Origin of the sequence: Mucilaginibacter gracilis, assembly GCF_003633615.1 — a bacterium.
Classification (GTDB): Bacteria; Bacteroidota; Bacteroidia; order Sphingobacteriales; family Sphingobacteriaceae; genus Mucilaginibacter; species Mucilaginibacter gracilis.
Genome location: NZ_RBKU01000001.1, coordinates 5218251 through 5230638 on the forward strand (window position 1 = coordinate 5218251; position 12388 = coordinate 5230638).

A 12388-nucleotide genomic window follows, 5' to 3' on the forward strand; every position below is an offset into this window, starting at 1 on the left:
CAGGATGGTAGAAATTTGTATAACCGGCACTTAATCGGGTGTTACTTCGCGAATATTTTTATCCTGATCCACTTCCCATACATTGAAAGTGCCATTGCCATTAAAATCAACCACTGCGGTTGCCCTGGCCACAAAGGTATTGTTGGTGGCGCTCACAACTTCGATACGGTAATTAGCTCTTCCGTCTTTGCTGTCTGTACTTAATTTCTCCTGAACAAAACCAAGCTCTTTTAAATCCGTGCTGTATCTGGAATGCTCATAGAAGTAACTTTTTTCTAAACCATTCAAGTGTTCTAACTGGAGTTTGGCTTCGGTACTTTTAGCTTTGGTTATTAAGGGCATAAGTACGGGTAGTGCTAATAAAGTCAGAATTCCAATAATGCAAAGCACCACTAATATTTCTGTTAAGGTATAAGCTTTAAGTTTTCTTTGATGAATGGGCGTATCAATAACCATTTCTTTTTTAATATTGCCTAAAAGTATTTATTTGGATGGAATAATACAAGGGGAGTTTGCAATCTATATCTGATCATGGGTATTTCTAAACAACCATTTGCTCTATTAATAAAAACAATAAAAAGGATTTGAAATAGGCGTTTAACTCATATCGTGCTGTGCGGTTGAAAACAAGAAACTTTTTATCCGTTTTTATTCTTAATTGCAATCGCACAACACGTTAATTATAATTATCAGTAGGTACTCTACCATCAGGATTAGTTAGTTTTACAGGAACTATCAAAGACATAATCATAAGGCGATGTGCTTTCCGCCCATCTTTAATATTCAGGTCAACTGTGGTAGAACGTGCCATCACAGGATCATAGAACCTGGCGCCATAATCGCAGAGGGTAATTACTACCTATAAGTCCATCGGGCTACCGGAAAGCCGATCTTGCAACCAGCTAAAAATCGCACCACTTCTGTAACTATTAGTTAAACCAAGTTTGTGTTTTTTCAATAACGTAATCATTCAATTTGATCAAATAAATTGGTGCCTACTATATAAAACTCCGATAAAATTAATTTTTTTTCATCTAACTTTAAAGAAGTTTATTATTTCAGGGCTTGCCCCTTTATTTTCCTCAAACTGTCTGCCTCCCTTTCTAATTGCTTAATCCTCAATTCCGTTGCCTGTACTTTCAGATACCGTTGTATACTATCCGTCCGGTATTCATTGATAGTCGATATATTCAGGCTATCCAGTTGGTTCTGTAATTTCTGCCTTTTAGTGGTATCTGCAATCAAATAATTCCAGTACCAGGCTTTGCGGAAACGGCTGTTCTGGCTGTCCTTATACCAATTATGGAAGCCGAACCAACTAACAAGGCCAACCACAATAGCTATGGCAGTTAAGTACATACTGCGCTTTGCCATAGTCTTTATAAAACCCTTGCCAGCATCCTCCGGCAATACCAAGATCCTGTTCTTGGAAAAGGCCGCATTCAATACCTGCATAACAGACGTTTTGGTATTTTCCATACCGTCACTAGCAATTTTGGAAATGGTTGAAGTACTCGGTGCGGGTACCGTTACCTCGATCTTTTGATATTTTTGTTCAAAGTTGCTAATCAGTTTTTGGGTATGATTATCCTTTTCCGCAATAAGCGCATTCTTTTGATCGATCTGCTGCTGTTGTTCTTTTATGAAATTTTTGATCTCCTTTAAGTCTGTGGCATGCTCGTTTAACACAGATGTTAAGGTGATCTCATCTATTGGGGTTTCTTCATTTGGTTTCATGATGTTATCATTAAATAGTAATAAATCTGTTCACTGTAAATAAGTATCGCTCACCGGCCTATGCTTGGGGTATGCTGATGTACTTGTTGTTGCTGTTGTTCCTTTTCCTGCTGTTGCTGTTTCTTTAATTCCTCCTGCTGTTGTCTTAGTAACTGCGCCTGCCTGTTTTGTTCCTGCTGCTGCTGTAAAAGATGTTCCTGTTTGAGCTTTTTCTCAATATCCATCAAGGCGTAGCCGACCTGACTGCCTTTGAAACGAACGTACTGCGCATCGGTAAAAGCGATACCCCGGCCTAACTCCACTGCGTAGCCCCGTTGCTCCATGTATTTTTTCACCTGCTGCACATCTTTACTTTGCTTGATGGCTGCTTGCAGGTGCTTTTTCAAGGCTTCCTTACGGTTATCAATACGCTGGCTTTGTGCAACCCTTTGCTCAGGCTTCAAAAACTTATTCGGGCTTAATACCCGCTCTAATTTGTATTCCAATTCCATTTTCCGGGCGAACTCGGCCGCATGCTTATAGCTATTACTATCGCTGGCGGTTTTGCCATCAAAGCCGATACGGTTAGCGACAATATGCAAATGCTCATGATCGGTATCTCTGTGTGCTACGACTACATATTGATGGTCTTTAAAATCAAATTTTTCGGCCAGTTTTTCCACGATGTCGATCTTATTCTGCAAGCCTAACTTCCCCGCATCGCTGTGAGCGAAGCTCAATGAAAAATGAAACACTGGCTTGGATTGTTCAGGGTTCAGTTTGGAAACCTCAATCATCTCCCGTACCAGTTCCAGCCGAGTGCCGAAGCATTGGTTATAAGCAATGACCTCTACCAGCTTCTTTTCCAATTCCTGCATTTGCAACTCTTTACTTTCCTGCCGCCTGCCCTCAAAAAGGTAATGCAACACACCCCGAAAACTTTTACCTGTGCCAACTTTCCCGATCATGATACATAGGCGTTAATGTTCTTCACCAAGCCCCGCAGGCTTCGCACATCCTGATCGAGCAAAGCCCTTTCCATCGCATTCAGATCATCGCCCCGATTGCGACGCCTTGCGATTTGATTGAGGTTGGCGGCAATGTGATTGAGCGTGCCGCGCATTTCCATAACCGGTTTGGGCAGCGTCTTGACCCTGACTTCTATACGTGTATTCAACCCCAGGTTCCGCAGGAAAACTGACGGATTCATGCCTACGCGTTTCGCGTTGGCCTCAATGATCTTTTTCTCGATGAGCGTGCACATGACGCTCACACTACTGCGCCGCTTATGCGGTACGCTCGGGCGGCCGCCTTTATTAATCCGGCCCAACGGGGCCGGGTCTTTGATGTTTGTTATCTTTTTAACTACACTTTCCATAAGCTTCAATTCGTTAAAAAATCCTTACCCCCCCCCCGAATGCGATAGCATGAGCGGGGGCCAGCAAGTTTCGGCATGGCCGAAACATAGCTGGCTCCGCTTACAGGCCAAGGGCCTGTTCCGCTATCTATATATATGGCTATCGCCATATATATAGAGGATGTAGATGCAGCACTAAAGGTGCTGCCCCGCCAAAAGCGGCCTGCCGCTTTCGCGGTTCTCCGATAATCGCAAGCGATTATCGGGCTGTTTAAACGGTGGCACCAAAGGTGCCGCCCGTTGTATTCGGCGGCTTGCCGCCGGAGCTGTTTGTACACCCGCTTACGGGTGCCAGGCTTTCAGCATACCGCCTGCGGTATTGCTGATCTGACCGTTGTTCTTTCAGATGCAAGCACCTTTGGTGCTGCATCTGGGCTTAGCGAATCTTAGCCCGACCAATCCGGCCAGTAAACTAAACTTCCCTTTATCGGATGGTAGGATGGCATGTAACGGATGTACCCAAACTCGTCCAGTTCCCGGATGCACTTGTGATAGGTCGCTATTGATGCGATACGGCTGTAAGCCATTAGCGTTTTCCGGTTAACGGGAAACGGATCTTCAAATCCGCTCCGCTGCCAGCAAACGAACAGGCCCGCAAACAGGCTTACATGAGTAGCCAGTATTCTGCTGTCTACGCTCATGCGCCTAACCCATCGGCTATAGTCGGCTGCTTCCTGTTGGATTGCTGCTGGTATCATGGTTGGCCTCCCTCTAATAGCTTGGTAATGTCCTCCAATTTGTAATAGATCATCCCGCCGATCTTGGTATAACGGAGCGTTCCGTTAATCCTTAAATTTTGCAGGGTGCCCGGTTAGATATTCAGTAGCTTACGTACTTCTGCGCTTTTAAGCCATTGTTTAGCTTGCCCTTGTTCCGGTTTAACAAGCTGTTTGATCTCCGTTAATAATTCACTTTTAAATTGTTTTAAATCTTCCCTGGTCACGATTTCAATTGCTGTCATAGCTGATATATGTTGATGATGAATAATCCTTGTGCAAATTTGTACAAGTCATTTTTTATTGCTTGGTAACTTGTATGGGGTGTCCCCTAATTTTGTATGTAAGCGCCTGGTTTACAATGATGGTTTACCTCCTTTCTTAACCTTACTGTTTTGCTGCATGATTTCCAGCACCTCGCTCTTTTTGAAATAAACCCGTTTATGCAGCCGCAAAAAGGGCAGGCCCTTTTTCATCCAATCGGTCAATGTCACGAGCGACACGCCTAAATCGGCGGCAAGTTCCTGTTTGGACAATAGCCGTTCTTCGGCTGCCCGGCCTGGGCTGCCCGCTGTTTTAAAATGTTGTTGTAGTTCTGCCCTTACTGCATCCTTGACGCACTGGCTAAGGGCTTGTTCGTTGATAATTTCCATAGCCTTTGTTTTGGAACAAAAGAATGCTATGGAACTGTCTTTTTGTTACCACGACGACTGCGTGGTAAATTTGAAGGGGTTTGGCTATACCTAAAACAGACAATTAAAATACTCTATATCAATTTGATATAGAACTATTGCTTTTGGATATGCCAACAAGCAACATAAAGGACTATTTGCCTTTTTTTTTTGGTATGATCGTGTAAAGTTTGTGTTTTGCGGGTATTTCATTCTCCCGTTTTAGCAAATCTTTAGGATCAAGGCCTCGCAAATAATACCTTAATTTGTCTACTTTAATTTCTTTTAGTTGACCTGTGTTTTCTTCATCAATCTCCCTAAAGTACTTGCTGATCATCTTTGCCCAGGTGTTCTGTGCAGGGGTGATCAATAATTCTCTACCATCCGTAGATTTCAGTTCCTGCATTTGTATGCAGAGGTCAAGTACAGCCAACCCCTGACCATCTCTGACGATAATATAACCGTCCCACTGGCGGGCCTCTTTCAGTTCCGCTGTTAAGTCTGCCACCTGTGTTTTAAGCGCAATGATTTCAAACTCTTGCCGTACAACGACCGTATCGTTGGATTTGTGAATATTCCAGCGGTCAACAGAGATCAGCATGTCGGTAAATAGGTTAAGCTGCCTGATCTGCCGCTCGTTTTCGATGTGGTCTTTATCGTAAATGTTTTTTCCCATCAATACTTTTAATTGCCTTTCGATCAAACCCCATAAATATTTAAAGAAAATCTCTTCACTGCCATCGGTATGTTTTGCCAAGTAATGAGCCAGGTGGCGTTGGTAAAATTCTTCAATGCGATCTTCACTGATCGCAAACACCCTTTTAAAAAGGTGCTTCAAAAAATGTTTACGATCCCATTGCAAGGGATTACCGATGTCCAGCGTATCCTTTGAAAAACCAAAACGATCACGCGGTTTAAAATAGGTGACGCTCATAAGTAGATAGATTTATTCAAAAATAAAGCTTTATTATAAATAACAGAAAAGCAACAAGGGCGGCCATATCAATGACCGCCCTTGTTAGACAAAATAGAAAAAGAAGCCTGTTACACCGCTGAATATTTTTGCCTTAGCAAAGCCATATCGGCACCAACCTTAATATCCAATATTTTAGCATAGTGCTGCGTAGTCTGAATGTTGGTATGGCCTAACATCTTGGATACGCTTTCAATCGGCACGCCGTTTAACAGCGTTACCGTAGTGGCAAATGTGTGGCGGGCAATGTGGAAGGTGATGGGTTTATTAATGCCGCATACGTCCGCTATCTCTTTTAAATAGCTATTCATTTTCTGATTGCTCAATACCGGTAAAACGCGCCCGCTGTTCTCGCAATGAGGATGATCGGCATAACGTTGTATCAAAGTCATAGCTGTTGGCAATAGCGGGATGCGGGATGGTACATCGGTTTTTAGCCTGTTGATTGAAAGCCATTTTTCACCATCCACACCGGTTACAATTTCCCACCTGCGCAACTTTTTTACATCCGCATAAGCCAAACCTGTGAAACAGCAGAAAAGGAAAATATCACGCACCTGTGTCAAACGGTCGGTAGCCATATCCTTAGCCGCCATTTCCTGTAATTCTTCGGTTGTTAAATAAACCCGGTCAACGGTTTTGATCTTGTTCTTATAGCTTAAAAATGGATTGTAGGTCAGCCAGCGGTTAGCCAGGCAAATACGGATGATCTTGCCAAAATTTTTAATGTACTTAACAGCGGAATTATTTGCACATTTTCTTTCGGAACGCAAATAAAACTCATACTCCGTAATAAAGGCGTGGTCAACTTGCTTAATGTCAATATCGGTCAGGTTATACTTCCACTTTAAAAAGTCCTGCGTATGCTTTAAAGAGGTTTTATAGCGACACAATGTACCTCTGGTGTATTCCTTACCTAACAGGGCTTCCATCTTTTGATTATGCTCCTTAAAAATAGCAATCAGGGAGCGGGGCTTTTCGGTCTTGCCCATGAATTTATTACGGATGGTTTCAGCAGTAATAAGCACATCCGTTTCGGTCAACTGACGGTGGGCCTCATAAACTTTACTTTGCAGGTCGTCTAAATATGCGTTAAAGGATTTTACTTCTTCCTTTGTGCCTTTTTGGCGGCCTGCGGCACTGTTCCATTGCGCCAGTTCACAATCCCGACCTGACGGGGTTTCGGAACGTTTGCCGTTCACGGTGATACGTACCCATACCGGCATGGGGCCGCTTACGTAGTTTTTTGGCTTTCTGATGTAAAATAACAAACTGAATTTAGTTTTCATAATAATAACATTAAAAGTGAAACAAAACTAAGTCTGCAATTAACTTTTGTCAAGATGTTCAATGATTGAACATGCTGATAATCAAATAAATATATCAAATTCGGTGCGTAGGGTATAACTGGAAATTGACGCACCGAAATACGCACTTTTTTGTTGCTAATTGGTGCATAAAATGGAGTTTTGGCACCAAAAGAAAAGCCTGCAATCATTTGATTTGCAGGCTTTTAGCTGTTTTTGACAGGGTTATTTGCGGAGAGCTAGGGATTCAAACCCCCGGTACCTTTAACAGTACACCTGATTTCGAATCAGGCACATTCGATCACTCTGACACCTCTCCGGATAACACGTAATTCAAAAAACAAATCCCGCTGAGGGGCAGGATTTTGCTTGCTAGTTTAAACTAAAAATGGATTTGCGTCCAATTTCAAATATCCTGTTACAGTACCTTACGTGTTGCTTTTTTTTGTTTACTACAGCCTTTTCGCAACTTACTGCCAACTGCTGTTTTGTAAACGCCCGCAAAGATAATTATCTTAAGCTTAAAACCAAACCCGCTATTTAGGGTATTGATATGCCGATATCATAATCATCATTACAAAACATAGCTCAGCATTTTAACTTCCACTTTGGTGGCTTAGGCGTGTTTATTGGTTTTCACAAGCCCGAATTGTTCAATTTCCAAAATTTCGCTTAATTCAATTTTTCAGATAAAAAAGACTGTAGAATACTTATTTAATTGCAAATAATTTGTCAAAACACGCCTCTTTAAGATTTTTTGTATAAAACTAATGTTACAAACAGATATAAATTTTTATGTTGCATAGTATTTGTTACCTTTAAAATCTGTATGTTTTTTTAAGATATAAATATCATATTTTTAAATAAAACATGTTTTTGCAATCATCTATTCTAAAAAATGAATAAAACAATTAAAAAAATTGCATTACTAAGCTTTTTAAGCGTAACGGCCATTAACATGGGTTATGGCCAGGCTGCAAAAAGCGATAGTTTGCAATATTATGCTTCGGTGGCCAGCTTTTATAAAATAATTGGGGAGCAATCGCCATTGTATGTTGGTTTTGAACCCATACCTTACGACCCAACAGTTAAGGGAAACGTTTATTTGCAGGATACACTGCGGTTTGTAAACAGCCAGGTTAACTACGGCGGTATAGTGTATAAAAACGTGCCCTTGGTATACGATATTTATAAGGGTGTTTTGTTATCGTTATTGCCCAATAAGGTATCGCAATATAACCTGGTAAACGAGTTTGTTAATTATTTTAACATGGATAACCACCATTACGTGCGCATTACCGGCGATACCACCAACCTAAAAACCGGCTTTTACGACGAGCTTTATAACCAAAAGCTGAGGGTACTTAAAAAAACCGAAAAAATTATCCAAATAACATCGGTTGAGCAGCATGTTGAAAAATACTATAGTAAAAACGCTTCCTTTTTTTTAAAAAAAGGTAATACCTATTATAGCATAAATAGCGAGGGAGCCTTGATAAGTGTTTTAAAAGACAAAAAGAAAGAATTGAAGCAATACATTGATACCAATAACATTAAGTTTAAAAAAGACCCTGCCGGCAGCGCCAAATTATTAGCTGCTTTTTACGACAGCTTAACAAATTAATATGCGGCATATTTACCTAACAATAATTTTTTCGTTTTTTTTATGCCAATTGGTACGCGCCCAGGTAAATGAGCAGCAGCCCATTAGTGTAAGTTTACAAAATGCAGATATACAGCAGTTTGTTAATGATTTGGAAACTAAAACAGGTTATCATTTTTATTTTGAGCCCAAATTGTTTGATAGCCTTAAAATAACCCTACAGGTTAATCAAAAACCGCTAGCCACGGTGCTTAACCTTGCTTTTCAAAACACAAACTATTATTATGCTATTGTACCTGGCCAACGTGTTTTGTTAAGCAAAGGGCACGAAATAAAAACAGAACTTGCCGATGGTTTTTTTGGGCACCGTGCAAAAACGCCTCAATTAAACGGTACACAGTCGCTTGATTTTATTACCGACGAAAAAGAGAAAAAAATACCCGAAGCCACTACCGAAAACAAAACCTACGAGATTGGTATAAAAACAAACGACATTAAAAGCGGCAACGCCACCATTGCCGGCTATGTACGCGATGTTAAAACCGGCGAACCTATTATTGGGGCCACCATTTACGTGGCCGACAGTAAATCGGCGGTAGCTACAGATCAGTTTGGGTTTTACTCACTAACCATGCCTAAGGGTAAACATATACTCTCAATCCGCTCAATGGTTACCCGCGATACCCGTCGGCAGGTTATTTTATACTCGGATGGTAAACTGAATATTGAATTGCAGGAACAAATTTTAACGCTCAAAGAAGTAAAGATTTCTGCCGAAAAAATTGCGAATGTACGGAGCCTGGAAATGGGTGTTAACCGTTTGGATATTAAAAGTATTAAAGAAATACCCGCAATTTTTGGCGAAGCCGATGTGTTAAGGGCTGTTTTAATATTACCCGGCGTGCAAACTGTTGGCGAGGCCACTACCGGCTTTAATGTGCGCGGCGGCTCGGCAGATCAAAACCTGATTTTATTGAACGATGCCGTAGTGTATAATCCGGCCCACTTTTTCGGTTTCTTTTCGGCATTTAACCCCGATATTATTAAGGATGTACAACTCTACAAAAGTACCATTCCCGAAAAATTTGGTGGCCGTTTAGCTTCGGTTTTAGATGTGAACGACCGCGAAGGCAATAAAAAGAAATTTACAGGCACGGCAGGTTTAGGATTACTAACCAGCCGCATAAGTTTTGAAGGACCTATTGTGAAAGATAAAACATCGTTTTTATTTGGCGCGCGTACCACCTACTCTAACTGGCTGCTTCAATTTTTACCCGAAACCTATAAACACAGTAAAGCATCATTTTATGATATAAACCTTGATATTAGCCATCAAATAAACGAGAAAAACAACTTGTACCTGTATGGCTACATCAGTAGCGATAGCTTTAAGCTTAATGGCGATACATCATACAGTTACAGCAATAAAAACCTTGCCTTAAAGTGGAAGCATACTTTTAACAATAAGTTATACAGTGTTGTAACGGGGGCTTACCAGGGCTACCAATATAGCATTAACAGTGCTGCCGTGCCTATCAATGCTTATAATTTAGATTTCAAAATCAACCAATCGAATTTTAAGGCCGACTTTAATTATTACGCCAGTGCCAAGCATACTATTGATTTTGGTGTTAGCTCTATTTATTACAACTTACAACAAGGCAATTTACAGCCGGTAGGTACAGCATCGCTGGAAAAACCTGATGTGCTACCTGCCGAACAAGCTTTAGAAAGTGCTATATACGCCGGAGATAAATTTGACATAACCGATAAGCTATCGCTTAATTTAGGCTTGAGGTATTCGTTATATAACTTTTTAGGGCCGCGAACGGTTAATTACTATGCGCCTAACCTGCCCCGCACAAGTGCAAACCTGGTAGATAGCGTAACTTATAAAAAGAACCAGATTATTAACACCTACCATGGTCCCGAAATACGGGCTGCCATACGCTACAGCGTTAGCAGCGATTTTTCGCTAAAAGCTTCCTACAACACATTAAGGCAATATATTCATTTGCTTACCAATACAACCTCCATATCTCCAACCGATGTTTGGCAGTTGAGCGATCCTAATATCAAACCCCAATACGGCGATCAGCTTTCGTTTGGGATTTATAAAAATTTGAGATCAAATACGATCGAAACTTCGGTAGAGGTTTATTATAAACACATTAAGGACTATCTGGATTATAAAAGCGGCGCCAATTTGCTGCTTAACCACCACATAGAAACCGATGTAATTAACACACAAGGTAAAGCTTATGGCATTGAGTTTTTGATCCGTAAAAAAAGCGGTAAATTAAACGGTTTATTAAGCTACACCTACTCGCGCACTTTCTTAAAACAAGACGACCCAACTGCCGGCGAACTGATAAACAACGGCGACTACTATCCGGCCAATTATGATAAACCACACGATTTTAACTTTACGGGTAATTACAGGTTTACACACCGCGTAAGTTTTTCGCTCAACACCACATACAGCACGGGCAGGCCAATTACATTGCCCATAGCTAAGTTTAACTATGCCGGATCGGACAGGGTAATTTATTCGGACCGGAATGCCTACCGTATTCCCGACTACTTTAGAACAGATTTTTCTATCAATATTGATGGTAACCACAACATAAAACAATTAACCCATAGCGACTGGACCATTGGTATATACAACGTTACAGGGCGGCAAAATGCATATTCTACCTATTTTAGCTCGCAAGGCGGCGTAATTAATGGGTACCAGCTATCCATATTTGCTTCGGCTATTCCGTTTATTAATTACAACATTAGGTTTTAAGGTAATGAAGAGAACATATATATACGTTTTACTAACAATAATATCGCTTATAGCTTTAAGGTGTAAAAAGCCTTATTTGCCCGACGCCACTACTACCAACTATAATTATTTAGTTGTAGACGGCGCAATTAACTCGGGTGCCGATTCAACGATAATAAAACTGAGCCGCACCGTAACCCTTGCCGCAAAAACAACAACCAAGCCCGAATTAAAGGCAATAGTTACCGTGCAAAGCGATCAAAACAATACTTATAACCTAACAGAAACAACAAACGGTAATTATGTGGCTATAGGTTTAAATTTGGATAACTCGAGAAAGTATCGCCTAAGCATAAAAACAACAAACGGCAAAACTTACTTATCTGATTATGTTGAGGTAAAAAACGCACCGCCTATTGATAGCATTGGCTATACCATGAATAGCGATGGCATAACTGTGTATAATAACGCCCATGATGCCACTAACAACACCCGCTATTACCGTTGGAGTTACCAGGAAACGTGGCAGTTTCAGGCTAATTACGTATCTAATTACATGCCGCAACAATCAACTCCAACCAGTATAACCATGGTTCCGCGCACTGCCGATCAGCAGATATTTACGTGCTGGGCAAGCAATTCCTCAAGTACCATATTATTAGGCTCAACAGCCAAATTATCGCAAGATGTAATTTATCAAAATGCAATAATAGCAATCCCTTCAAACTCCGAAAAAATAGGTATAAAATACAGCATCATTTTAAAACAATATGCACTTACCACCGACGCTTATAACTTTTGGACCATGCTAAAGAAAAATACCGAAGACTTAGGCAGTATTTTTGACTCGCAGCCAAGTGCTATTCAAGGAAACATCCACAATACTGCAGATGCCACCGAACCTGTAATTGGATACCTTAGTGTTGGTACGGTTCAAAGCAAAAGAGTGTTTATAAGTAAAAGTAGCTTGCCCTCCAGTTGGCTTGTGGCGGGTACAACACAATGCAGTACAATAGACACGCTTTATTTTTCTAACCCAAAGAGTGGCTCCAATGATGTTAAAGCAGCTCTGGAAGTAATTCCGCCACTATATATCGCAATTGATGCTGTTTTGGGTGGAACACAAATTAAGGGTTATTCGCGAACCAGCAGATTGTGTGGCGATTGCACATTAAGAGGGGTAAATAAACAACCTGCATTTTGGAAATAACA

Annotated in this window: 12 protein-coding genes, 1 tRNA gene and 1 pseudogene; 3 read left to right on the forward strand and 11 right to left on the reverse strand. The window is 41.0% G+C overall.

The annotated features are described in order from the left end of the window. Positions 1-30: 30 nt before the first annotated feature. The 11 genes and pseudogenes from BDD43_RS23145 to BDD43_RS30240 all read right to left on the reverse strand — a co-directional run bounded on the left by BDD43_RS23145 (position 31) and on the right by BDD43_RS30240 (position 7119). Positions 31-456 carry a type IV pilin protein gene (locus BDD43_RS23145; RefSeq protein ID WP_121200185.1) on the reverse strand — a complete coding sequence of 142 codons (426 nt, stop codon included), beginning with the start codon at positions 454-456 and terminating at the stop codon, positions 31-33. A gap of 597 nt (positions 457-1053) precedes the next feature. After that, positions 1054-1737, reverse strand: a complete 684-nt coding sequence (locus tag BDD43_RS23150; RefSeq protein WP_121200187.1) for a hypothetical protein — start codon at positions 1735-1737, stop codon at positions 1054-1056. A 50-nt stretch (positions 1738-1787) separates the two neighbouring features. Continuing rightward, on the reverse strand, positions 1788-2684 hold the full coding sequence (locus BDD43_RS23155) for a relaxase/mobilization nuclease domain-containing protein (RefSeq protein WP_121200189.1): 897 nt from the start codon (positions 2682-2684) through the stop codon (positions 1788-1790). Beyond that, positions 2681-3094 (reverse strand): plasmid mobilization protein, encoded by a 414-nt coding sequence (locus tag BDD43_RS23160; protein WP_121200191.1) that lies wholly within the window; start codon positions 3092-3094, stop codon positions 2681-2683. The genes BDD43_RS23155 and BDD43_RS23160 overlap by 4 nt, the downstream gene beginning before the upstream one ends. A 250-nt stretch (positions 3095-3344) precedes the next feature. Beyond that, complete coding sequence (locus BDD43_RS30235) at positions 3345-3503, reverse strand: hypothetical protein (RefSeq protein WP_162847156.1); 159 nt, start codon at positions 3501-3503, stop codon at positions 3345-3347. Between the two features lie 16 nt (positions 3504-3519). Continuing rightward, positions 3520-3831, reverse strand: a complete 312-nt coding sequence (locus BDD43_RS23165; RefSeq protein WP_121200192.1) for a hypothetical protein — start codon at positions 3829-3831, stop codon at positions 3520-3522. After that, positions 3828-4094 (reverse strand): annotated as a pseudogene (locus BDD43_RS23170) (helix-turn-helix domain-containing protein). Before BDD43_RS23170 ends, BDD43_RS23165 begins: the two are co-directional and overlap by 4 nt. A 111-nt stretch (positions 4095-4205) precedes the next feature. Continuing rightward, entirely contained in the window at positions 4206-4502 is a 297-nt protein-coding gene (locus tag BDD43_RS23175; RefSeq protein ID WP_121200194.1) for a helix-turn-helix domain-containing protein, read from the reverse strand. A 172-nt stretch (positions 4503-4674) separates the two neighbouring features. Beyond that, positions 4675-5454, reverse strand: coding sequence for a hypothetical protein (locus BDD43_RS23180; RefSeq protein WP_121200196.1), 780 nt, complete (start codon positions 5452-5454; stop codon positions 4675-4677). A gap of 110 nt (positions 5455-5564) precedes the next feature. Next, a complete protein-coding gene (locus BDD43_RS23185; RefSeq protein ID WP_121200198.1) occupies positions 5565-6782 on the reverse strand; it encodes a site-specific integrase in 1218 nt (405 codons plus the stop codon). Between the two features lie 250 nt (positions 6783-7032). Next, positions 7033-7119: transfer RNA gene (locus tag BDD43_RS30240), tRNA-Ser, on the reverse strand. A 579-nt stretch (positions 7120-7698) separates the two neighbouring features. Between BDD43_RS30240 and BDD43_RS23190 the strand changes: the two genes are divergently transcribed. From BDD43_RS23190 to BDD43_RS23200, 3 genes are read left to right on the forward strand one after another with little or no spacing between them, the layout of a single operon-like run. Further along, entirely contained in the window at positions 7699-8424 is a 726-nt protein-coding gene (locus tag BDD43_RS23190) for a hypothetical protein (RefSeq protein WP_121200200.1), read from the forward strand. 1 nt (position 8425) lies between these two features. Next, positions 8426-11197, forward strand: a complete 2772-nt coding sequence (locus BDD43_RS23195) for a TonB-dependent receptor (protein ID WP_121200202.1) — start codon at positions 8426-8428, stop codon at positions 11195-11197. A 4-nt stretch (positions 11198-11201) separates the two neighbouring features. Beyond that, positions 11202-12386: a DUF4249 domain-containing protein gene (locus BDD43_RS23200; protein ID WP_162847157.1), complete on the forward strand. Its 1185-nt coding sequence runs from the start codon at positions 11202-11204 to the stop codon at positions 12384-12386. Positions 12387-12388: the final 2 nt, after the last annotated feature.